This is a genomic window from Sphingomonas elodea ATCC 31461 (genome assembly GCF_000226955.1).
Taxonomy (GTDB): domain Bacteria; phylum Pseudomonadota; class Alphaproteobacteria; order Sphingomonadales; family Sphingomonadaceae; genus Sphingomonas; species Sphingomonas elodea.
Genome location: NZ_AGFU01000017.1, coordinates 33,066 through 55,498, shown reverse-complemented (window position 1 = coordinate 55,498; position 22,433 = coordinate 33,066). Strand labels below are relative to the sequence as shown.

16 protein-coding genes are annotated in these 22,433 nt (G+C 66.0%); 6 read left to right on the top strand and 10 right to left on the bottom strand.

All coding sequences use genetic code 11. From position 1 onward, the window contains the following. Positions 1–35: 35 nt before the first annotated feature. Entirely contained in the window at positions 36–1,259 is a 1,224-nt protein-coding gene (locus KK7_RS0106600; RefSeq protein ID WP_010543850.1) for an SGNH/GDSL hydrolase family protein, read from the bottom strand. 139 nt (positions 1,260–1,398) lie between these two features. Between KK7_RS0106600 and KK7_RS0106595 the strand changes: the two genes are divergently transcribed. Next, positions 1,399–4,011 carry a M1 family metallopeptidase gene (locus KK7_RS0106595; protein ID WP_010543849.1) on the top strand — a complete coding sequence of 871 codons (2,613 nt, stop codon included), beginning with the start codon at positions 1,399–1,401 and terminating at the stop codon, positions 4,009–4,011. A 155-nt stretch (positions 4,012–4,166) separates the two neighbouring features. Here the strand turns inward: KK7_RS0106595 and KK7_RS0106590 are convergent, their stop codons facing one another. From KK7_RS0106590 to KK7_RS0106565, 6 genes are all read right to left on the bottom strand, one after another. Further along, a complete protein-coding gene (locus KK7_RS0106590; protein WP_010543848.1) occupies positions 4,167–5,759 on the bottom strand; it encodes a long-chain fatty acid--CoA ligase in 1,593 nt (530 codons plus the stop codon). A 221-nt stretch (positions 5,760–5,980) separates the two neighbouring features. Beyond that, a complete protein-coding gene (gene dnaE / locus KK7_RS0106585; RefSeq protein ID WP_029622963.1) occupies positions 5,981–9,460 on the bottom strand; it encodes a DNA polymerase III subunit alpha in 3,480 nt (1,159 codons plus the stop codon). A 197-nt stretch (positions 9,461–9,657) separates the two neighbouring features. After that, entirely contained in the window at positions 9,658–10,158 is a 501-nt protein-coding gene (locus KK7_RS0106580) for a glutathione peroxidase (RefSeq protein ID WP_010543846.1), read from the bottom strand. Further along, entirely contained in the window at positions 10,155–10,838 is a 684-nt protein-coding gene (locus KK7_RS0106575) for an ABC transporter ATP-binding protein (protein WP_010543845.1), read from the bottom strand. The genes KK7_RS0106580 and KK7_RS0106575 overlap by 4 nt, the downstream gene beginning before the upstream one ends. Continuing rightward, positions 10,831–12,081 carry a lipoprotein-releasing ABC transporter permease subunit gene (locus tag KK7_RS0106570; RefSeq protein ID WP_010543844.1) on the bottom strand — a complete coding sequence of 417 codons (1,251 nt, stop codon included), beginning with the start codon at positions 12,079–12,081 and terminating at the stop codon, positions 10,831–10,833. Before KK7_RS0106570 ends, KK7_RS0106575 begins: the two co-directional genes overlap by 8 nt. Before the next feature lie 550 nt (positions 12,082–12,631). Then, a complete protein-coding gene (locus tag KK7_RS0106565; protein ID WP_010543843.1) occupies positions 12,632–15,109 on the bottom strand; it encodes a TonB-dependent receptor in 2,478 nt (825 codons plus the stop codon). 224 nt (positions 15,110–15,333) lie between these two features. Here KK7_RS0106565 and KK7_RS0106560 point away from each other — a divergent pair, with 224 nt between their 5' ends. Then, positions 15,334–15,804 carry an Hsp20 family protein gene (locus tag KK7_RS0106560; protein ID WP_029622961.1) on the top strand — a complete coding sequence of 157 codons (471 nt, stop codon included), beginning with the start codon at positions 15,334–15,336 and terminating at the stop codon, positions 15,802–15,804. 283 nt (positions 15,805–16,087) lie between these two features. Here the strand turns inward: KK7_RS0106560 and KK7_RS0106555 are convergent, their stop codons facing one another. From KK7_RS0106555 to secG, 3 genes are all read right to left on the bottom strand, one after another. Continuing rightward, a complete protein-coding gene (locus tag KK7_RS0106555) occupies positions 16,088–16,744 on the bottom strand; it encodes a peptidylprolyl isomerase (RefSeq protein WP_010543841.1) in 657 nt (218 codons plus the stop codon). A gap of 4 nt (positions 16,745–16,748) precedes the next feature. Further along, positions 16,749–18,380: a CTP synthase gene (locus KK7_RS0106550; protein ID WP_010543840.1), complete on the bottom strand. Its 1,632-nt coding sequence runs from the start codon at positions 18,378–18,380 to the stop codon at positions 16,749–16,751. Between the two features lie 107 nt (positions 18,381–18,487). Continuing rightward, positions 18,488–18,844 carry a preprotein translocase subunit SecG gene (secG, locus tag KK7_RS0106545; protein WP_010543839.1) on the bottom strand — a complete coding sequence of 119 codons (357 nt, stop codon included), beginning with the start codon at positions 18,842–18,844 and terminating at the stop codon, positions 18,488–18,490. A gap of 261 nt (positions 18,845–19,105) precedes the next feature. On the opposite strand from secG, the gene KK7_RS0106540 reads away from it, so the two are divergent. The 4 genes from KK7_RS0106540 (at position 19,106) to zwf (ending at position 22,299) form a co-directional block, all read left to right on the top strand. Then, positions 19,106–19,459, top strand: a complete 354-nt coding sequence (locus tag KK7_RS0106540) for a MarR family transcriptional regulator (RefSeq protein WP_010543838.1) — start codon at positions 19,106–19,108, stop codon at positions 19,457–19,459. Continuing rightward, entirely contained in the window at positions 19,389–19,769 is a 381-nt protein-coding gene (locus tag KK7_RS20240) for an SH3 domain-containing protein (protein ID WP_337459575.1), read from the top strand. Before KK7_RS0106540 ends, KK7_RS20240 begins: the two co-directional genes overlap by 71 nt. Continuing rightward, positions 19,766–20,704: an N-acetyl-gamma-glutamyl-phosphate reductase gene (argC, locus tag KK7_RS0106530; RefSeq protein ID WP_010543836.1), complete on the top strand. Its 939-nt coding sequence runs from the start codon at positions 19,766–19,768 to the stop codon at positions 20,702–20,704. Before KK7_RS20240 ends, argC begins: the two co-directional genes overlap by 4 nt. A gap of 134 nt (positions 20,705–20,838) precedes the next feature. Further along, entirely contained in the window at positions 20,839–22,299 is a 1,461-nt protein-coding gene (gene zwf / locus KK7_RS0106525) for a glucose-6-phosphate dehydrogenase (protein WP_029622957.1), read from the top strand. Positions 22,300–22,433: the final 134 nt, after the last annotated feature.

The following is a 22,433-nucleotide window of genomic DNA, read 5'->3' as shown; positions in this document are numbered from 1 at the left end:
CCTGTGCGGTGCGCCATACGCGCAGTCGACTCCCCTTACCGCAACAGCGCCAGCGGCACCGCCTGCGCCATGGCCGCATACCCCGCCACCGACGGATGCAGCCCGTCGCCGCTGTCATAGTCCTTGCGCAGCCGCTTGGCGTCGGCCGGATCGCGCATCGCGGCATCGAGATCGACCACCGCGTCGAAATTGCCCGGCGTGCGGATCCAGCTGTTCACCGCCTGGCGATCGGCCTCGTTCTGCGCATCGGGGTGGTAATAGGCCGAGCCCGCATAGGGCATGATCGTCGCGCCGATCACCTTGATGCCGCGGGCATGGGCGCGGGCGATGATCTGGCGATAGGCGTCGATCATTCGGGCGACCAGCGCCGCATGCGCCTCGGGCGGCACCGGCGCGTCGCGGGTGAGCGTGCCGAGATCGTTCACGCCTTCCAGCACGATCAGGTGGGTCACGCCGGGCTGGCCGATCACGTCGTGGTCGAAGCGGGCGAGCGCATTCGGCCCGAGCCCGTCGTTGAGCAGCCGGTTGCCGCCGATCCCGGCATTGAGCACCGCCACCGAACCCATGCCGGGCGTCGCGCGCAGCCGGCGCTGCAACGCATCCGTCCAGCGGGCATTGGTGTTGGGCTTCACGCCATATCCGTCGGTGATCGAGTCCCCGAACGCGACGATCGCACGTGCCTGGGGCGCCACCGCCTCGATACCGGCGATGTGGAACCAATGATCCACGGTCTTGGCGCCCGCCAGGTCCGCCTCGCCCGCATGATCGCCGTGGACGAGATAGGAGGTCGCGCGCGATCCCGGATGGCCGGTCTGCTGCGCCGGCGGCTGGGCGACGTAGAGGGAGATGGCGAGATCCGTCCCCGCCGCCGCCTTCAGATCCACCGGATCGCTCCAATAGTCCGAGCCGGCGGGCACGACCGCCGCGTTCGCCCCGCCGAACCGCAAGGGGCGCAGTGTCGACGCGTCGATGCGTGGGCTGGCCGCGTCGACCGCGCGGGCGATCGTCGCGCCGTCGATCTTCAGCGGCGTCGTGCCGAACCGGTTGGAGAAGCGGACCCGCAATCGAACTGCGGGCCCCTGCAGTCGGACGACCTGTCGCAGCGTCGCGTCGGTGAGGTCCGCCGCCGGCAGTGCGTTCTGGCCGTCGAGCGCCAGCTGCGAGGTCCACCATGCGGTCGTCCAGCGATCTCCCGGCGTCGCCTGGGCAGTCGCTGCCGCAAGCAGCCCCACCGCGACCCAGCGCAGCATCCGTGCCATCGATCCTCTCCTATCGCCTTGATAGCGATACCATAAAGCCGCCCGCCTTTCCGGCAAGTCGTTTCGGCGTACGGCTGTGCTATTGCGGCAATGCAGCACCGCGCCTAAGCTCGTGCCTTCATCCTTCCACGGAGCCCCGATGCGCGCCCTTCTCTTCGCCTCCAGCGCCCTGTTCCTGCCTGCGCTCGCCTTCGCGCAGACGCCTGCCCAGCCCACCGGCAAGCTGCCCGACGCCGCGACGCCGGTGGCCTATCGCCTGGACTTCACGATCGTGCCGGAGCAACCGCGCTTCAACGGCCATACCGAGATCGACATCGACCTGAAGGCGCCCGCGACCAGCCTGTGGATGCACGGCCGCGACCTGCACATCGCCAAGGCGACCGTCCGCGCCGGCGGCAAGACGCTCCCTGCCACCTTCACCCAGAAGAGCCCGAGCGGCCTCGCCCAGCTCGATTTCGGCAAGGCGCTGCCCGCCGGCCGGGTGACGCTGGTGTTCGACTATGACGCGGCGTTCGGAACCGGAACCCAGGGCGTCTACCGCGTCAATGTCGACAAGGAATGGTATAGCTGGACCCAGTTCGAATCGATCGAGGCGCGCGCCGCTTTCCCCTCGTTCGACGAGCCCGGCTACAAGACCCCGTTCACCGTCTCGATCACCACCAAGCCCGGCTTCACCGCGGTGAGCAACGCACCCGAGGCGAGCAAGACCAAGGCCGGCGACCTGCTCCGCCACCAGTTCGCACCGACCAAGCCGCTGCCCACCTATCTCGTCGCGCTGGTCACCGGTCCCTTCGCCACCGCCTCTGCGCTGATCCCCCCCACGCCGCAGCGGAGCACGCCGATGCCGCTGGGCGTCGTCGGCACCAAGCCCAACGCCCAGCAGCTCGATTTCGCGCTGAAGGAATCGGGCAAGATCGTTGCGCTGCTCGAGAATTATTTCGGCCAGCCCTTCCCTTTCCCCAAGCTCGACCAGATCGGCTCGCCGATCATGCCGGGTGCGATGGAGAATGCCGGTGCCGACATCTATGGCGACGGCATCCTCTTTCTTGACGAGGAGGCACCCAGCGAGCGCAAGCAGGCGTTCGGTATGGTCGTCGCGCACGAACTCGCCCACCAGTGGTTCGGCGATCTCGTCACCCCGGCCTGGTGGGACGATATCTGGCTGAACGAGAGCTTTGCGAACTGGATGGGATACCGGATCGGCAACGAGTGGCGCCCCGGCCTCAACATCGAGCTGAACGCGATCGAGGAGGGCTTCCAGGCGATGGACCTCGACGCGCTGTCCGCCGGTCGCCCGATTCACCAGCCGATCCCCAACGACGGCGATATCGACGCCGCCTTCGACCAGATCACCTATGGCAAGGGCGGCCAGGTCGTCGCGATGATTGCCGCCTATATGGGCGACGTGCCGTTCCGCGACGGCGTGCGGCTGCACATGAAGCGCCACGCCTATGGCAATGCGAGCACCGACCAGTTCTTCGCCTCGCTGGCCGATGCGGCGCATGACCAGCGCGTGCTCGCCTCGCTGAAGAGCTTTGTCGACCAGCAGGGCGTGCCGGTGGTGACGCTGCACCGTGAGGGCACGACCCTCACCGCCACCCAGTCGCGCTACGCCTTCTTCGGCGCCAATCTGCCGGCCGAGCAGTGGATCGTGCCGCTGTGCCTGCGCCAGGGCGAAACCAAGAGCTGCACCCTGCTCGACAAGCCCAGCATGACGGTGTCCGCCAAGGGCAGCGGCGCGCTGGTGCCCAATGCCGGTGGCTGGGGCTATTATCGCTTCGAGCTGGACCCGGCGGAATGGGACGCGCTGATCGCCGCCACCCCCAGCCTGCCCGCCGCGGAGGTGCTCGCCGTCGACGACAGCGTATGGGCGAGCTTCTATGCCGGCCGCAGCCCGGTGACGCGCACCATCGCGCTGACCCGCACCACTGCCGCCCATCCCTCGAACAAGATCGTGTTCGACAATGCCGAGCGGTTGCGCACCCTCGAGAAGCGCGGGCTGATCACTCCGCAGGCGCTTCCCGCCTATCGCAAGCTTTTCGTCGAGCTGTACGGCCCGATGCTGACCAAGATCGGCTTCGATCCGGCGAACGGCGCATACGCTGCCGAGGAAGCCGACCAGCGCGAGCTGCGCAAGGATCTGGTCAGCCTGGTCGCGGTGACGGGGCATGACGTTGGCATCCGCGCCAAGCTGATGGCCGCGTTCGATGCCTTCGTCGCCGGGGACGAGAAGGCACTGGACCCGGACTATCGCAGCGTCGCCGCCGCCGTCACGATCAACGAACGCGGCGTACCCTTCGCCCAGCAGCTGCTGGAGAAGAGTGCAGGCAAGCCTGCGCTGTTCCAAGCGCTCGGCCAGGGCATCACGGGCTCGAACAATCCGGACGTGGCCCGCTGGTTCCTGAACGACTTCAAGGATCCGCGTGTCGGTGCCCGGCAGCGGCTGTTCACCGTCGCCGGATTCCTGCGCTCGCCCTATACCCGCGACCTCGCCAGCGACTTCATGATCGCCCATTTCGACGAGTTCGTGCAGAATGGCGGCGGCGGGGGCGTTTTCTCCGGCCGCGCGGCGCAGATGTTCGGCGCGCTCTGCTCCAATGCCCAAGCCGATGCGGTCGACGCCAAGCTGCGCCCCAGCACCAAGGGCAGCACGCTCAACCTGGACCGCGCGATCGAGACGATCCGCACCTGCGCGCGCTTCCGCGACGCGAAGGCCGGTGAAGTCAGCGCGGCGATCGTCGCGGGCAAGTAAGGATGCTGGGGAGTAGGCGCTCCTACTCCCCACCACCGTCATTTCGGCGAAAGCCGGAATCCATTGGGGTTTCCGGAGCGGCTCTGGCTGCAACCGAGCGGTGAATAGATCCCGGCTTTCGCCGGGATGACTAGGGAGAGGATGGCCTCCCCCCCTCACGCCGCCTTGAGCGAATAGTCCTTGTAGCGCTTGCGGATCTCCATCTTCAGCAGCTTGCCCGTCGCCGTATGCGGCAGGCTGTCGACGAAGTGGATCTCGTCCGGCAGCCACCATTTGGCGACATGGCAGCCGAGATGAGCGAGGATGTCCGCCTCGCTCACGGTGCTGTCGGGCTTGCGCACGACGAGCAGGATCGGTCGCTCCTCCCAGCGCGGGTGGTGGACGCCGATCGCGGCTGCCTCGGCAACGCCCGCGCAGCCCACCGCTGCATTTTCCAGCTCCACCGAGCTAATCCACTCGCCGCCCGACTTGATCACGTCCTTGGCGCGATCGGTGATCTGCATCACGCCGTCGGGATGGAGCATGGCGACGTCGCCGGTGTCGAACCAGTTGTCGGCATCCACCGCCGGGCGCGTCTCGCGATAATAGGTGTCGATCACCCAGGGTCCGCGCACCTGCAGGCGCCCGGCGGTCTTGCCGTCGCGGGGCAGCACGTTGCCTGCATCATCGACCGTGCGAAGTTCGACGCCGTAGGGCACCCGCCCCTGTTTCACCACCTGATCCACCTGCGCATCGAAATCGAGGTCGTCAAAATCAGGCGACGGCGCGCCCATCGTGCCGATCGGACTGGTTTCGGTCATCCCCCAGGCGTGGTTGACCCGCATGCCCATCTTCATCAATCGCTCGATCATCGCCCGCGGCGCCGCCGATCCGCCGATGGTGACGATCTTGAGATGTTTGGGGTGCTCACCGGTCGCGTCGATGTGCTGGAACATCGCGAACCAGACGGTGGGCACGCCCGCCGAATGCGTTACCTTCTCCCGGTTCATCAGCTCGCACAGCACCTTCGGGTCGTTGATCGCGGAGAAGACCATCTTCGCCCCTACCGCCGGTGCCGCCCAGGGCAGGCCCCAGCCAACGGCATGGAACATCGGCACGATCGGCATCGCGACCGACTGCGTCGAAAGGTCGAACACGGCGGGCTGCAGCTCGGTAAGGGCATGGATCACCGTCGAGCGATGGGTGTACATCACGCCCTTGGGATTGCCGGTGGTGCCGCTGGTGTAGCACAGCATCATCGGCTCGCGCTCGTCGCCGGTCACCCAGGCATAGTCGCCGTCCTCGGAACCGATCCACGCCTCGAACCCGTCGGGGCCGAGATCGTCGAAGCAGATATAATGCTCGATCGTCGTCCACTGCGACTTGAGCCGCTCGATCACGGGCGCGAACATCCTGTCATAGAGCAGCACCCGATCCTCGGCGTGGTTGGCGATGAACGCCAGCTGGTCGTCGAACAGGCGCGGGTTGATCGTGTGGATCAGGCCGCCCATCCCGGTCACGCCGTACCAGGCGACGAGGTGGCGGCTGTGGTTCATCGCCAGCGTCGCGACCCGGTCGCCCTTGCGGATACCAAGCCGCTCCAGCGCCTGCGCCATCCGCCGCGCGTCGCGCGCGATACCTGCCCAGTTGGTCCGCGTCTCGCTGCCGTCCGCCCAGCGCGTCACGATCTCGCGGGGGCCGTGCTCCCGCGCCGCATGATCGAGCAAAGTGGATACCCGAAGTTCGAAATCCTGCATGCCGCCCAGCATATGCCTCTCCAATGCGTGGCTGTTTTGAGCGCAGGATACGCCTTCGTCCGGCGAAGTCGAGAGGGGCCAGGGTTACATCGTGTTTCCGGAAGGTGCGTACCGGAAGATGGATCGCAACCGCAAAACCGTCGCCCCAACAGGAGCTGTGGCATCGGGTTGCAATCCGGAAAATCACCGCAAGCGACGGGTGATGCCAGCCTTTGCCGGCAAGGCGGCAGGCGTTACGCTGCCGCCTGCAGCTTCATGCTGGCGGGCATCAGCGACGCCGCCTTTACCCCCGGCATGCTCTCGATCCGAGCCGCCAGCTCGGTATCCAACCGGAAGCCGCGGCCGAGCATCACCGTCGCCTCGCCATCCTCGATCGGGGCATGGACAAGGATCTCGCCCCTGCCGCCGCCCCGCAGCTCGCCAACCAGCTCGGCCAGCTGCGCGGGAACGGCCGGATCCTCGATGCGGATCTCTAGCACCAGCTGGGTGGTGCCTGCCAGCGTATCGAAGGGCTGCACGCGCTTGACCGCCGCGCGCGGTGTATCCTCGCCGGGGCGCTTGTCGAGCTCCAGCGTCAGGATCGCGCAGCCGGTGCCCTTGGCGCATTCCTCCATGTCCTTGGCGATCAGTTCCTCGAAGCACGAGGTCTGGATCTGCGCACTGCGATCCGAGATTGTCGCCATCAGATAGCGGTTGCCGCGCGCTGAGGTGCGGTAGCGGCAATCCTCGATCAGCGCCGCGATCTGCGCATTGACCCGCGCGCCCTCGGGGATCTGCATGTCGGGCAGGCTGGCGATGTCGCGCACGCCCTGCCCACGGAACAGGTGCTCGTAGCGATCGAGCGGATGCGCCGAGAAATAATAGCCGAAGGCATCCTTCTCGGCGTTGATCTTGTCGGACATCGACCAGACCGCGTCCTTGGGCACAGTGATCCCGCCGCCCGCCGGTTCCGCGTCGCCGAACAGCCCGCCCTGCCCGCTCATCCGCGTGGCATGGTCGCGCTGGGCGACCGCGAGGATCGTCTCCGCTGCGGCATGCACGCCCGCGCGATTGGGCTCGATGCTGTCGAACGCACCCGCAGAGGCCAGCGTTTCCAGCTGGCGCTTGTTGAGCACACGCGGATCGACGCGCTTGGCGAAATCGTCGAGGCTGGCGAAACGGCCGTTCGCCTCGCGCTCCTCGACCAGCAGCTCCATCGCCCGCTCGCCCACGCCCTTGAGCGCGCCGAGCGCATAGCGCACCGCCAGCCCCTCGCCCTGCGCCTGCACGGTGAAGTCGGCCTCGCTGGCGTTGATGTCGGGCGAGGTCGCCTCGATGCCGAGCCGCCGCATGTCGTCGGCGAACACCGCCAGCTTGTCGGTCTGGTGGATGTCGTACGCCATCGAGGCGGCGAAGAATTCGTGCGGATGGTGCGCCTTGAGCCACGCGGTCTGATAGGCGAGCAGCGCATAGGCGGCGGCATGCGACTTGTTGAAGCCATAGCCGGCGAACTTGTCGATCAAGTCGAACAGCTCGTTGGCCTTGGCTGCCGGGATGTCGTTGACCTCCTTGCAGCCCTTCACGAAGATGCTGCGCTGGGCATCCATCTCCGCCTTGACCTTCTTGCCCATCGCGCGCCGCAGCATGTCTGCGCCGCCGAGCGTATAGCCGGCGAGGATCTGCGCCGCCTGCATCACCTGTTCCTGATAGACGAAGATCCCGTAGGTCTCCTTCAGGATCGGTTCGAGCAGATCGTGCGGGTAAACGATCGGCTCGCGGCCCGCCTTGCGCGCGCCGAACATCGGGATGTTGTCCATCGGTCCCGGGCGGTAGAGTGAGACGAGTGCCACGATGTCGCCGAAATTGGTCGGCCGCACCGCGGTCAGCGTGCGGCGCATGCCCTCGGATTCCAGCTGGAACACGCCCACCGTGTCGCCGCGCTGGAGGAGCGCATAGACACCCTCGTCGTCCCAATCGAGCCGATCAAGGTTCACGTCGACACCGCGCTTGGCGAGCAGCACCACCGCCTTCTTGAGCACCGACAGCGTCTTGAGGCCGAGAAAGTCGAACTTCACCAGCCCCGCGCCCTCGACATTCTTCATGTCGAACTGGGTGACCGGCATGTCCGAGCGCGGATCGCGGTAGAGCGGCACCAGCTGCGCGAGCGGCCGGTCGCCGATCACCACGCCGGCGGCGTGGGTCGAGCTGTGGCGCGGCAGGCCTTCCATCCGCATCGACAGGTCGACGAGGCGCTTCACATCCTCGTTGCCGTTATATTCGGCAAGGAATTCGCTCACGCCGTTCAGCGTGCGCTCCAGCGTCCAGGGGTCGGTCGGGTGGTTGGGGATCTGCTTGGCGAGGCGATCGACCTGGCCATAGCTCATCTGGAGCACGCGGCCGACGTCCTTGATCACCGCGCGCGCCTTCATCGTCCCGAAGGTGATGATCTGCGCCACGTGATCGCGGCCGTATTTCTCCTGGACGTAGCGGATCACTTCGCCGCGCCGCGTTTCGCAGAAGTCGATGTCGAAGTCGGGCATCGAGACGCGTTCCGGGTTGAGGAAGCGTTCGAACAGCAGGCCGAGCTTGAGCGGATCGAGATCGGTGATGGTCAGCGCCCAGGCGACCGCCGAGCCCGCGCCCGAACCGCGCCCCGGCCCCACCGGAATGTCGTTCGACTTCGCCCATTGGATGAAGTCGGCCACGATCAGGAAGTAGCCCGGGAACCCCATCTGGATGATGATGTCGAGCTCGAACTGGAGGCGCTTGTTGTACACCTCCACTTCGGCGGGATCGGTGATCCCCGCGAAATCGAGCCGATCCTTCAGCCCCTGCCAACTCCGCTCGCGCAGCATCGCCGCCTCGCCCTCGCGGTCACCGGCGAGGCTGGGCAGGATCGGCTTGCGCTTGGGCGCGGCATAGGCGCAGCGCTGGGCGACGACGAGCGTGTTCTCGATCGCCTCGGGCAGGTCGGCGAAAGCGGTCTTCATCGTCTCGGCCGGCTTGAGCCAGGCCTCGGGCGAGGAGCGCGGGCGATCGTCGGTTTCGAGATAGGTCGAGTTCGCAATGCAGAGCATCGCATCATGCGCGTCGTAGAAATCGGCCTCGGCGAAGCAGGCCGGGTTGGTGCCGACCAGCGGCAGGTTCCGCGCATAGGCGAGGTCGATCAGCTTGGCTTCGGCGCGCGTCTCGATGTCGTTGTTGCGGCGCGCAATCTCCACATAGAGCCGGTCCGGGAACAGCGCCTCGAGCTGGGTCGCATAGGCCTCGGCGCTCTTGTCCTGCCCCTCGGCATAGAGCCGGGCAAGCGCGCCCTCGGCGCCTGCGGTGAGGCAGATCAGCCCGTCGGTATGGCCGGTAAGCGCCGCGAAGGGGACGTGCGCGTCCTCCTCGATCGGGCGATCCAGATGCGCCTGCGAGACGAGGTGGCACAGATTTTCATAGCCAGTCTGGTCCTGCGCATAGAGCGCCAGCCAGTCGATCGGCACGTTCAGCCCTTCGGCGAGGTTCGAGCGCTTCACCGCCAGCAGCGTGCCCACGATCGGCTGGACGCCGGCCTTCTTGGCGGCGTCCGAAAAGCTCATCGCGGCGTAGAGGCCGTTGCGATCGGCGACGGCGATGGCGGGGAAGCCGTGGTTCTTGGCGTGCTTGGCGATCGCCTTGGGGTCGATCGCCCCTTCCAGCATGGTGTAGCAGGAGAAAACCCGAAGAGGTACGAAACCGGAATGCGCCATGCCCGAACCTAGGGGCGCGAGGGCGCTTTTGCCAACCCGAAGCCGGGCTTCTCCACAGCTTTTGCGGTCGACCGGCCGTTTCCACCGAAACGGATGCGTTCGAACTGACGAAACCTTGGGGTCATGGTAGAAGCATTGCGCGGCCGGGGCATCCACACACCTCCCGTCCCGGCCGTGCTTTGTGGCTAAACGTCCTGCTAAAGCAGCGCTTCGATATCGTCCGCGATCGCGCGCGGTGCGGTCGTCGGGGCATAGCGCTCGACCACCTTGCCATCGCGGCCCACCAGGAACTTGGTGAAGTTCCACTTGATCGCCTCGGTCCCCAGCACCCCCGGCGCCTGCGCCTTGAGCGCCTGGAACAACGGCGCGGCATTGCCGCCGTTCACGTCGACCTTGGCAAAGACCGGGAAGGTCACGTCATAGGTGAGCGAGCAGAAGTTCGCGATTTCCTCGGCATTGCCGGGCTCCTGCGCGCCGAACTGGTTGCAGGGAAAAGCCAGCACCGCGAAGCCGCGATCCTTGTAGCCGCGCCACAGCTCCTCCAGCTCCTTGTACTGCGGCGTGAAGCCGCATTTGGAGGCGGTGTTGACGATCAGCAGCACCTGGCCGGCAAAGGCCGAGAGGTCGCTGGTCGTGCCATCCGGCAGGGTGACGGGAATGCCGGTAATCGGTTCCGCGGTCGTGGATGCGTCGCTCATGCGGTTTCCTCCAAGCGTCCTTCGTGCAGCCGCACGACACGGTCCATCCGCGCCGCCAGCCGTTCGTTATGGGTGGCGACCAGCGCCGCCGAGCCTTCGCCGCGCACGAGGTTGAGGAATTCATCGAACACCCGGTTCGACGTCGCCTCGTCCAGATTGCCGGTCGGTTCGTCCGCCAGCACCAGCGGCGGCCGATTGGCAAGCGCGCGGGCGACGGCGACGCGCTGCTGCTCGCCGCCGGAAAGCTGGTTCGGCCGGTGGGTCAGGCGGTGGCCAAGCCCCAGCGTGGTCAGCAATTCGGTCGCGCGCGCCTGGGCGGCGGGGCGCTCGGCACCGCGGATCAGCTGCGGCAGCACGACATTCTCGGTCGCGTCGAAATCGGGCAGCAGGTGGTGGAACTGGTAGACGAAGCCCAGCCGGTCGCGCCGCACTTCGGTGCGCCCGCTTGCCGAAAGCTTGGCCGCTTCCTCGCCGACGATGCGAATCGATCCCTCGAACCCGCCTTCCAGCAGCCCCACGGCCTGGAGCAGGGTCGACTTGCCCGAGCCCGAGGGGCCGAGCAGCGCCACGATCTCGCCGGGCATCACGTCGAGGTCGACACCGCGCAGCACGTCGATGCGTACCCCGCCCTGTTCGAAGCTGCGGCGCAGGTCGCGCGTCTGGAGAACCGGTTCACTCATAGCGCAGTACCTGGACAGGATCGGTGCTCGCAGCCTTCCACGCGGGGTAAAGGGTGGCGAGGAAGGTGAAGAGCAGCGCCATCGCGCAGATCGCGAAGGTCTGGAACGGATCGGTCTTGGCCGGCAGTTCGGTCAGGAAGCGCATCTGCGGGTCCCACACCTTCTGCCCGGTCACCGCGCCGATCGCCCACACCACCTGCTCGCGATAGGTGATGAAGAAGAAGGCGAGAAGCCCCCCTGCCCCCACGCCCAGCGCACCGATGGTGGTACCGACGACGACGAAGACCTTCATCATGCTCGCCCGCGTCGCGCCCATCGTCCGCAGCACCGCGATGTCGCGCGTCTTGGCGCGTACCAGCATGATCAGCGAGGAGATGATGTTGAACGAGGCGACGACGAGAATGATCGACAGGATGGTGAAGGACACGATCCGGTCGACCGACAGCGCCTCGAACAGCTCGCGGTTCATCTGGCGCCAGTCCGTGATCTGGCCGACATTGCTCACCTTGTCGGCGAGCGGGCCGACAATCTGCTCGATCTTGTCCGGGTTGCTGGTGTCGATGCGCACCATGCCCACCGAATCGCCGAGCAGCATCAGCGTCTGCGCGTCTTCCATCGGCAGGATGATATAGGTCTTGTCGTAATCATAGACGCCGACCTCGAACACCGCCGCCACCCGATATTGCACGGTGCGGAACATGGTACCCATCGGCGTGGTCGCACCCTGGGGATTATAGATGGTGATCTGGCTGCCGACCGTCGCGCCCAGCGCCTCGGCAAGGCGCGAACCGATCGCGATCTGCTCGCTGCCGGGCTTCAGGTTGTTGAACGATCCGAGGATCTCCTTCCCCTTCAGCGTGCCGTTGTTCCGGATATCCTCTACCCGCATGCCGCGCACGATCGCGAACTCGACCCGGCCATTGTTGCTGGCGAACAGCGGCTGCTCGATCAGCGGGGTCGCGGCGGTGACGCCGGGGATCGCCTTGGCCTCGTCGGCGACGCGGCGCCAGTCGCGCAGCTGGCCGTTATAGCCCTGGATCACGGCATGGCCGTTGAGGCCGGAGATCTTGTCGAACAGTTCGGCACGAAACCCGTTCATCACGCTCATCACCACGATCAGCGCGGCGACGCCGAGCATCACGGCAACCAGGCTGAACCCGGCGACGACGGCGATGAAGGCTTCGCTGCGCCCGGGCAGCAGATAGCGGCGGGCGATCATTCGCTCGTAGCGAGAGAGTAGCATGCGGATCCTCTAGGGCCAGTCGTCCGGCGTGGGAAGCGTTCTGTTGCCGATTCGACACAGCTTAGACGCAATCTGCTGACGCCAAGCTGTCGACCGGTGACAAAAGCGCTTCAGGCTTCTACCAAGAAACCGTCGAAGCGCAGGCGCAAAAAGGCCACGGTTCGGGGAGGTTCCCAGCTCCATCTGCGGTGTAACGCAGATGTATAGAAGCGGGATCCTATTCAAGGGGGCTGACGAGCATTCGTCACGCAGGCGCCCGGGCCGGCAACGGCTCGGGCGTTTTCGTTTTGTGGCCGCCCTTGGTCTCCACATCATCGCCGCGAGCCCTGGGACGCTTCTTCCCTCCACACATCATCCCCGTGGAGGCGGGGATCCATTTGCCAGGACGTTTCGGCGCCTGCTGCGACGCTCCCATCAATGGGCTCCCGCCTCCGCGGGATTGACGGAGAAGCAGGAGCAATCGCAGGCGGCCGCTATCGGGCGGAGCAGGTTGCCCTGCCCCGCCCGCCAACCTCCCCCGGCCATGGCGGGAGGCCAGCTCGTGTCACGATCAGAAGGAACCGCTGACCGTAAATCCCCAGGTGCGCGGATCGCCCGGCTGGCCGACGATCAGCCCGGTATTGCCGGACTGGACCGAGAGCAGTTCGAAATAGCGCTTGTCGAAGGCGTTCCGCACCCAGGCAAAGGCGTTCACCTTGCCCTTGCGATAGCCGAGCCGGAAATTGGACAGCGCATATCCGTCGATCCAGGTATAGGCGGACGGCGACGGGTTGGACGAGAAGCGCGAACGCCAGCTGCCGTCATAGCCGAGATAGACCTGCCCGCCTTCGACCGGCGCATTCACTTCGCCGCCAAAGCCGAGTGCCCATTTCGAAATGCCCGGCAGCACCTGACCGGAGATGTTGCACGAGGCAGGGCTGAACCCCGGGGTGCCCGGCGCGGCCGCCGTCTGGGTCGCGGGATTGGTGATCGCGGTGCCGCCGGAAAGCTCGGGCGGGCACGGCGCGTTGGCGAACCTGGTGTATTTGGCGTCGGTATAGGCGCCGTTGAAATAGACATTCGCGCGTTCGCTCGGACGGAACGACGAATCCCATTCGAACCCGCGCGACCGTACCTTGCCGGCATTGGCCAGATAGCCACGGATCACGTTGATCGCGTTGTTGTTCACCGTCGCCTGATAGTCGCTGATCTCGGTCCAGAAGCCAGCGAGATTCAGCGTAAGGCGACGATCGAGGAACTGGTTCTTCAGACCGATCTCGAAATGATTGACCTTTTCCGGCTTCACCGTCTGGGTCGACAGGTCCACCGCGGTGTTGGTCGAATTGAGCGGCAGGCCGGAGAGATTGATGCCGCCCGACTTGAACGAGCGTGCATAGGTCGCATAGCCATGCACGTCGCGGCTGAAGTCGTAGGAGAGCGTCGCGTCGCCCGACACGTTCCACTGGTCGAACTTCGGGCTGTAGCGCTGCGGAGCCAGCGTGTTGAACTGGTCCGCCGTCGCCGCACCGCTGGCCAGCAGCGCCGCCGCATTGTCCGCCGTCGCGACGAAATTGTAGCGCGCGTTGCTGATGCTGACGACGGATTCGTACGAGCCGCTCTTCTTGTCATAGTTGACGCGCAGGCCGGGCTGGATCCGCAGGCCCGGCAGCGCTTCCCAGTTGAGCTTGCCGAACACCGCGAAGCTGGTGTTGTCGAAGCTGATCGTGTTCCGGCTGGTCAGTCCGTTCAGCACCAGCGGGTTGCAGGCAGCCGTAGTCGCCGTCGCGCACCCGGCCGCCCCGGGCGCGACGCTGGCGCCGGGATTGAGCAGCCAGCGGCTCGCCGCCGAGCCCTGCACCTGGGACCCCTGGGTGTCGATCGTCTGGTGGAACAGGAATATGCCGGCCGTGTAATCGAGCTTGTTCCGGCCGTTCGAAGCGATGCGCAGCTCCTGAGAGACCTGCTTCTGCTGCGACGGGTTCTGCGAGACGGTGGTGATCGGAAGCCCGACGAAATCACGGTCGTTGGCCGGTTGCCAGTCCCAATAGCGCCACGCGCTCACCGAGGTGACGGTGGCACCGCCGAGATCCCAGTTCGCCACCAGTGAGGCGCCGCCGATTTCCTGCCGCGAGTTGATGTCCGCATCGAGATCGGTGGTACGGTCGAAGGGATTGGTGCTCGGCGGGGCATAGCCGAAGGCGGCAGCCAGCGCCGCATATTGGCGGTTGAGCGGCCGCTGGGTCGCCCCGGTGCGGGCATAATATTGCACGCAGCACAGCGGATTCTGCAGGTTGAAGTCGCCCGACAGGGTCAGGTCGAGATTGGGCGCCGCGCGCCACAGCAGCTGCCCGCGCACCCCGTAATTGTCGAGGCGATGGAGGTTCGTGTCGCTCTTGGTGTCGTAGATCGTACCCTGGCGTCGCGTTACCGACGTGGAGATCCGCACCGCCAGCTTGTCGTCCGCGATCGGCGCCGAGGCCGATCCCTTGAGCTGCAGGAAGCCGTAATTGCCCGCGGTGGCTTCGTAGCGCACCTCGGGCGTGAAGCTCGGCTTGCGGTTGGTGATGTTGATCGCGCCCGCCGTGGTATTCTTGCCGTAGAGCGTGCCCTGCGGGCCCCGCAGCACCTCAACCCGCTCGACATCGACAAAGTCGAAGGTCGAAGCACCGACCCGGCCGATATAGACGCCGTCGACATAGAAGCCGACGCCCTGCTCGATCCCGTCATTGGTGAGGCCGAACGGCGCACCCAGGCCGCGGATGTTGATCGCGGTGTTGCGCGGGTTGCTCGAATAGAATTGCAGCGCCGGCTGCGACTGCTGGATGCGCGCCACGTTGAACGCGCCGGCTTCGGAAAGCGTCGTCCCGCTCAGCACCGAAACCGCCACCGGCACTTCCTGGATCCGCTCCTCGCGGCGGCGGGCGGTCACGACGATGTCGCCGCTCTGACTTTGCGGCTCTGCGACGGGCGGCGGCACCCGCACCTCGGGATCGTTCGCGGCCGGCATGGCACCGGACAACAGCAACAGCGGAATCAGCGGCAGGCTCATCGGGTTCCCCTTGGTCGTTGCCGCAATGTCCATCAACCCAGTGGGCTTTAGCGAACAAGGAGATGTTTAGCGCGGGCTAGTCCCGATTGGCCGCCCCTTGAAACCGCCAACCGCAACACCAGATTTCCTGTGTGAGGCGCCGACCGGGCCTCGCACCGGTGTCGCGGCAGTTGGCCGGGCATCCAGGTTCACGACGTTCAAATTGCTCAATGGAGGATCTGAAGATGCGTCAGTTTGACTTTACTCCCTTCCGTCGCTCGGCGATCGGCTTCGACCGGCTGTTCGACTTGCTCGAAGCCAGTGCCCGTCAGGCGAATTCGGAAAACTATCCCCCCTTCAACCTCGAACGTCTTGCCGAGGACCGGTATCGCATCACCATCGCGGTGGCCGGCTTCAAGGCGGACGAGATAGACATCACCGCCCAGCAGAACCTGCTGCTGGTCGCCGGCAAGAAGGCCGGGGAGAATGAGAACAACCAGGGCAATTATCTGCATCTGGGTATCGCAAACCGTAGCTTCGAGCGCCGCTTCGAACTCGCCGATTTCGTGCGGGTGGAGAATGCGAACCTGGCCGACGGCCTGCTGACGATCGAGCTGCTGCGCGAAGTGCCCGAAGCGATGAAGCCCAAGAAGATCCAGGTCGGGTCCGGCAGTGTTGCCGCAGCGATCGACCATCGCACGGCCAACGCGGCGTAACCTGCCTCAAGCACTCGCGGCGTCCACTCCCTTAGACGCCGCTACGGGGCGCCCGGGCTTCGGCCCGGGCGCCTTTTCTTAGTAGTGACAGGTCTGCCAGCGGCCGCTCGAAACATGTTGGAGAAACGCTCCAACCTCATTGCCTCAAGCCGCTCATGCTCAATCTGCCTCGGCAAGAGATCGAGACGACCGAGATGCTGCAATGAGATTAGTCGCATTCACCACCACCCCCGCCCCATAACGATAGGCGGCCGAAAAATGCCAACCAAAGAACAGCAGGCCCTCACCCCGCCGGCTTCAGCCCCAGCAACCACGGCTTCACCCGCCCCGTCGGCTTCGCCACCCCGTCCAGCCGCTCCGCCCGCACGATCGTCACCGGCTTCAGGATCATCTGGCCCTTCATCGCGTCGCGTCCGCCGCCGCTGGGCAGCGCCAGAATGCGCTGGACCACGTCCATGCCGCCGACAACCTGGCCGAACGCGGCAAAGCCCGGGTTGGCACCGCGCGCGTCGAGCCCGGGATTGTCGCCGACCATGATGGAGAAATTGCCGCTCGCCGAATTGGGGTTCGGCCCATGCGCCATCGAGATGGTGCCGCTCAGATGCTTGAGGCCCGTCCGGCTGGTCGGCTCCAGCGGCAGCGGGTCGAGCATCCGGCGCGCATCGGTGCCGACGCCGCCCTGGATGAAGCCCTTGGTCGGCTCGGCCTTGCGCCGCGCCGTACGGTAGAAGGTCGTGCCCTCCAACCGTCCGTCATCGACATAGGCGAGGAAGTTGGCGACGGTCTTGGGCGCCCGCCGCGCATCGAGCGCGACGGTGATCGCGCCCATGCTCGTCACCAGGCGCACCCGTATCGTGCCCGGCGCAGCGCGCTGCGGCGGCGCCGGCGCTGCGGACACCGCCAGCAGCACCAGCCCGGCGACGAAGGCCCGCCGCAGCACGCGCTCAGACGAGCCGCGAGTGCTTCACGGCCGCGGCGATGAAGCTCGCGAACAGCGGGTGCGGATCGAACGGCTTGGACTTCAATTCCGGGTGGAACTGCACGCCGACGAACCAGGGATGGTCCGGCCGCTCGACGATTTCGGGCAGCGTCCCGTCCGGCGACATGCCGGAGAACACCAGGCCGCCCTGCTCCAGCACCGGCTTGTAGGCGGTATTCACCTCGTAGCGGTGGCGATGGCGCTCGCTGATCGTGTCGCTGCCATAGATCGAGCCGACGACGCTGTTGCCGCCCAGCTTCGCGGTATAGGCGCCCAGCCGCATCGTGCCGCCGAGATCGCCGCCGGCCTCGCGCTTCTGCAGGCCGTCCGCGGTCATCCATTCGGTGATCATGCCGACCACCGGTTCTTGCGTAGGGCCGAATTCGGTGGTCGAGGCATTGGCGACACCCTGGGCGCGGACGCCTTCGATGCACGCCATCTGCATCCCGAGGCAAATGCCGAAGAACGGCACGTTCCGCTCGCGGGCGAAGCGCACGCCGGCGATCTTGCCCTCGCTGCCGCGTTCGCCGAAACCGCCCGGCACCAGGATGCCGTGCATCGGCTCGAGCATCGCAGCGACTTCGGCCTGATCCTGCTCGAACAGCTCGGCGTCGAGCCACTGGATGTTGACCTTCACCTGATTGGCGATGCCGCCATGGACCAGCGCCTCGGTGAGCGACTTATAGGCATCAGGCACGCCCATATATTTGCCGACCACACCGATGGTGACCTCACCCTCGGGATTCTCCAGCCGCTCGACGATGTCGCTCCAGCGGCGCAGGTCTGGCGACGGACCCGGCTCGATCCCGAAGGCCTTGAGCACTTCGACGTCGAGGCCTTCGCCGTGATACTGCAGCGGCACCGCATAGATGCTCTTGGCATCGAGCGCCGGAATCACGGCCGAGGCGGGAACGTTGCAGAACTGGGCGATCTTGGCGCGCTCGCCGGCGGGCAGCGGGCGTTCGGCGCGGCAGACCAGCACGTCGGGCTGGACGCCGAGGGCCGCGAGTTCGCGCACGCTGTGCTGGGTCGGCTTGGTCTTCAGCTCGCCCGCCGCCGCGATGAACGGCACCAGGGTCACATGGATACTGACGGTCTGGCCGCGGCCGAGATCGTTGCGGAGCTGGCGAATCGCCTCGATGAACGGCAGCGATTCGATGTCGCCCACCGTGCCGCCGATCTCGCACAGCACGAAGTCGAGATCCTCGGTCTCGGCCTGGGCGAAGGCCTTGATCGCGTCGGTGACGTGCGGGACCACCTGCACGGTCGCGCCCAGATAGTCACCGCGGCGCTCCCGCTCGATGATCGTTTTGTAGATCCGGCCCGAGGTGACGTTGTCCGCCTGGCGCGCGGTCACACCGGTGAAGCGCTCATAGTGGCCGAGGTCGAGATCGGTCTCCGCGCCGTCGTCGGTGACGTACACCTCACCATGCTGGTGCGGCGACATCGTGCCGGGATCGACGTTGAGATAGGGATCGAACTTGCGGATGCGGACTCGATAGCCACGGGCCTGGAGCAGCGCCGCGAGGCTCGCTGCCATGAGACCCTTGCCGAGCGAGGAGACCACGCCGCCGGTGATGAAGATGTACCGCGCCATGGGAGAAAACGCCTAACGTCAAAGGGCGCAGACCGGCAAGCGTAAGAATCCGCCGGTTGCGCAAATTTTACGGTGAATCCGCCGCAAGCGCGGCGAACTACGGAAGCTTACTGGCTGAACGGAACCGCGCTGTTGCCGGCCGGTGCCGTGTCGTTGCCGGTCGGCGCGGGGGCCGAGGGGATCGTCACCGGTGCGACGGCGGCGGGCGCCTTCTGCAGGCTGGCGTCGATCTTGGTCGAATGCCGGGTGGCCGCCAGGAAGGCGAGCACGATGCTCATCAGGATGAACGCCGTGGCGAGAATCGAGGTCATCCGAGTCAGGAAGTCGGCCGCGCCCCGCGCCGACATCAGGCCCGCAGGGCTGCCGCCCGAGGTGAGACCGCCACCCTCCGACTTCTGGACGAGAATCACCCCCACCAGCAGGGCGGCGATGATGAACTGTACGACGAGGAGGAAGGTGAACATGAAATCCGGTGCCCGTTAGCGAAGCCGGCGACATAGGCGAGCAACCCCCGTCAATCAACCGCCTGTTCCGCGTCCGCATCGGCGCCGCGCGATCCGTCGCCCCCGGGGTATTTCGCGCAACTCCATGGCCTGCCTGCATTTTCACTGCATTTTCCGACAACATTTCGCCCGCGCACTGAAACCTAGTTGGAAAATGCGCGTTTGTTTCACCGGTTCGATGCCGTGCCGGGCCTGAAACGAACGAGTGATGCAGTGAACGCTATGTCCGAACAGACCCTTGCCGGGTGGAAGAATACCCTGATCGATTATGTACGTTCGGGAGAGCCCGACCTGACCAACCGCCAGATGGCGCTGCTGATGCTTGTGTATCTCGATCCGGGCCCCCATACGGTGCGCGGTCTGGCGCGGGCGCTGAACGTCTCGAAGCCGGTGGTCACGCGTGCCTTGAATCGTCTGGGTACGCTCGGCTATCTGCGCCGCCAGCGCGACGACACCGACAAGCGCAACATCTTCGTAGCGCGCACCGCGGAAGGGGCAGAGTTTCTTGCAGAGTTCGGGCATTTCCTCGCTGGCAACCACCTCAGCGAGCCAGTCCCAGCAGACGCCGACGCGTAAGCGTCTGGCGCTCGACGGCCGTTCGGCCGACATCGATCCGCGGGTGGACGCGGTACGTCCGGATCTCGCCGATATCCGCCTTGCTGGACGTGTTTTCGCGCCACACTACGCCGCGCCCATGCCCCGCGTGGTTCATTTTGAAACACCCCTGCGGGTAACCGCGCGCGGCGACGAGCCGGCGCTGGTCACGCTCCAGAAGGGCGATGTGTTCGAAGCACTGGAGTTCGCCGGCGAGAAGGCCTGGGGCGTTGCACCGGGGCCTGGACTTGTCGGCTATGTCGACGCATCGGCGCTGGGGGAAAGTGAATGATCGCGCGCGTTTTCATCGACGGCGCCGCCGGCACCACCGGTCTCGAGATCCGCGAGCGGCTCGCCGGCCGCTCCGAGATCGATGTGATGGTGCTAGGCGACCAGGACCGCAAGGATCCGAAGAAGCGCGAGGAAGCGCTCAACGCGGCCGATTTCGTCATCCTCTGCCTGCCCGACGACGCGGCCCGCGAAGCGGTGGCGATGATCCGCAACGACACGACTCGCGTGATCGACGCTTCCACCGCCTATCGCACTGCGCCCGACTGGACCTATGGCTTTGCCGAGCTGGAGCCCGGCCAGGCCGCGGCGATCGCCGAGGCGGCGCGGGTAAGCAATCCCGGCTGCTACCCCACCGGCTTCCTCGCTTTGGTCCGCCCGCTGATCCGCGCCGGGCTGATCCCGCACGATTTCCCGCTCAGCGTGAACGCGGTGTCGGGCTATTCGGGCGGCGGCCGCTCGATGATCGAGGAGTTCGAGGGCAAGGGCACCAACCCCACCGACACCGCCTTCCGCCCCTATGGCCTCGCGTTGGCGCACAAGCATGTGCCCGAGATGCAGAAGCATGCGCGGATCGTGAATCCGCCGATCTTCATGCCATCGGTCGCGCGCACCTATCGCGGCATGATCGTGGAAGTGCCGTTGCCGCTCTATGCCTTCACCCGCAAGCCCTCGGTCGAATCGCTCGAGAACGTGCTTCGCGACGCCTATCGCGACTCGCCGGTGGTGCAGGTGCTGCCGGCCGACGTGCCGACGGTCACCATCGAGGAAAATGCCGGCACCGATCGCCTGTCGGTCCGCGTGTTCGGCAATGACGAGACCCGCCAGGCGCGGCTGATCGCCACGCTCGACAATCTCGGCAAGGGCGCCGCCGGCGCCGCGGTGCAGAACCTCAACATCATGGCCGGCCTGGACCCTGTCGCGGGGCTGGTGCTCTGACCTTGCCTTCCCCTCCCGCACGCGGGAGGGGAATAATGCATCAAATTTTCCCGTATCCGCATACCTATTCCCCCCCTCCGGCTTGATCTTTCGGCCGCATTGGTGTCTCGCGGGGCGAACCAATCACGAGGGAAATGATGCAGCAGCCCGTCGGCAAATTGCTTCTGTTCGGTGCCACCGGCGATCTCGCGCAGCGGATGCTGCTCCCGTCGCTCTATGCGCTGCATGCGGACGGCCTGCTCCCCCATGGCCTTACCATTACCGGCACCGCCCGCTCGGACCATGACGATGATGGCTTCCGCGACTTCGCTGCCAAGGCGCTCGACCAGTTCCTGCCCGCCGACCGAAAAGACGACAGCGCTGTCCAGGGCTTCCTCCAGCGCCTGCATTACCAGACGCTCGATGCCTCGCAGATCGACGGCTATGCCGCGCTGAAGGAAAAGCTGGGCGACATCTCCGGCGGTCTGGCCATCTTCCTGTCGACCGCGCCCTGGCTGTTCGGGCCGACCATCAAGGGCCTCGAATCGGCCGGGCTCACCGGGGAGAATGTCCGCATCAGCCTGGAGAAGCCGCTCGGCCGCGACCTCGCCTCCAGCCGCGAGATCAACGACATCGTCGCGGAAGCCTTTCCCGAGGAGCGCACCTTCCGCATCGACCATTATCTGGGCAAGGAAACCGTCCAGAACATCCTGGCGCTGCGCTTCGGCAATTCGCTGTTCGAGCCGGTGTGGAACGCCCGCGGCATCGACAGCGTGCAGATCACCGTCTCCGAGACGGTGGGCCTGGAAGGCCGCGCCGGCTTCTATGACGACACCGGCGCGCTGCGCGACATGGTGCAGAACCACATGCTCCAGCTCGTCGCGCTGATCGCGATGGAGCCCCCGGCGCGCCTCGACGGTACCGCGGTACGCGACGAGAAGGTCAAGGTGCTGCGCTCGCTGCGCAAGATCCCGATCGCCGAGGCGCCCAACATGACCGTGATCGGCCAATATGGCGGCGGCGCGGTCAAAGGCGAGATCGTTCGCGATTATGCCACCGATCTCGGCAAGGATTCGCGCACCGAAACCTTCGTCGCGATCAAGGCGCATGTCGACAACTGGCGCTGGCAGGGCGTGCCCTTCTATCTGCGCACCGGCAAGCGTCTGGCCGAGCGCCGATCCGAAATCGTCATCCAGTTCAAGCCGGTGCCGCACTCGATCTTCGCCGAGCGCGGCGGCATGCTCCAGCCCAACGCGCTGGTCATCCGCCTCCAGCCGGAAGAATATGTCCAGCTGCTGGTGATGGCCAAGCAGCCCGGGCTCGATCGCGAGGGCTATCGCCTGCGCGAGGTGCCGCTCAATCTCAGCCTCGACACCGAATTCGCCGGCACCCGCCGCCGCATCGCCTATGAGCGCCTGCTGCTCGACCTGATCGAGGGCGATCCCACGCTGTTCGTCCGCCGCGACGAGGTGGAGGCACAGTGGGAATGGATCGACGCGATCCGCGCCGGCTGGGACGCCAACGATCTCAAGCCCAAGCCCTATGCCTCGGGCAGCTGGGGCCCCTCGCTCTCGATCGCGCTCACCGAGCGCGACGGGGTACACTGGCACGAATGAGCGGGGCGAGCGCCTTTTCGAAGCACGTCATCCCGGCGAAAGCCGGGATCCATTGCCCTCACCGTATCCGTTCCATCTCCAGCGTAGCTGTGAAATGGATCCCGGCTTCCGCCGGGATGACGGTTGGAGGGCAA

Coding starts and splice junctions, on each gene's coding strand:
- KK7_RS0106600 (WP_010543850.1), bottom strand. CDS start 1,259: ATGGCACGGATGCTGCGCTGGGTCGCGGTGGGGCTGCTTGCGGCAGCG.
- KK7_RS0106595 (WP_010543849.1), top strand. CDS start 1,399: ATGCGCGCCCTTCTCTTCGCCTCCAGCGCCCTGTTCCTGCCTGCGCTC.
- KK7_RS0106590 (WP_010543848.1), bottom strand. CDS start 5,759: ATGCTGGGCGGCATGCAGGATTTCGAACTTCGGGTATCCACTTTGCTC.
- dnaE (WP_029622963.1), bottom strand. CDS start 9,460: ATGGCGCATTCCGGTTTCGTACCTCTTCGGGTTTTCTCCTGCTACACC.
- KK7_RS0106580 (WP_010543846.1), bottom strand. CDS start 10,158: ATGAGCGACGCATCCACGACCGCGGAACCGATTACCGGCATTCCCGTC.
- KK7_RS0106575 (WP_010543845.1), bottom strand. CDS start 10,838: ATGAGTGAACCGGTTCTCCAGACGCGCGACCTGCGCCGCAGCTTCGAA.
- KK7_RS0106570 (WP_010543844.1), bottom strand. CDS start 12,081: ATGCTACTCTCTCGCTACGAGCGAATGATCGCCCGCCGCTATCTGCTG.
- KK7_RS0106565 (WP_010543843.1), bottom strand. CDS start 15,109: ATGAGCCTGCCGCTGATTCCGCTGTTGCTGTTGTCCGGTGCCATGCCG.
- KK7_RS0106560 (WP_029622961.1), top strand. CDS start 15,334: ATGCGTCAGTTTGACTTTACTCCCTTCCGTCGCTCGGCGATCGGCTTC.
- KK7_RS0106550 (WP_010543840.1), bottom strand. CDS start 18,380: ATGGCGCGGTACATCTTCATCACCGGCGGCGTGGTCTCCTCGCTCGGC.
- secG (WP_010543839.1), bottom strand. CDS start 18,844: ATGTTCACCTTCCTCCTCGTCGTACAGTTCATCATCGCCGCCCTGCTG.
- KK7_RS0106540 (WP_010543838.1), top strand. CDS start 19,106: ATGTCCGAACAGACCCTTGCCGGGTGGAAGAATACCCTGATCGATTAT.
- argC (WP_010543836.1), top strand. CDS start 19,766: ATGATCGCGCGCGTTTTCATCGACGGCGCCGCCGGCACCACCGGTCTC.
- zwf (WP_029622957.1), top strand. CDS start 20,839: ATGATGCAGCAGCCCGTCGGCAAATTGCTTCTGTTCGGTGCCACCGGC.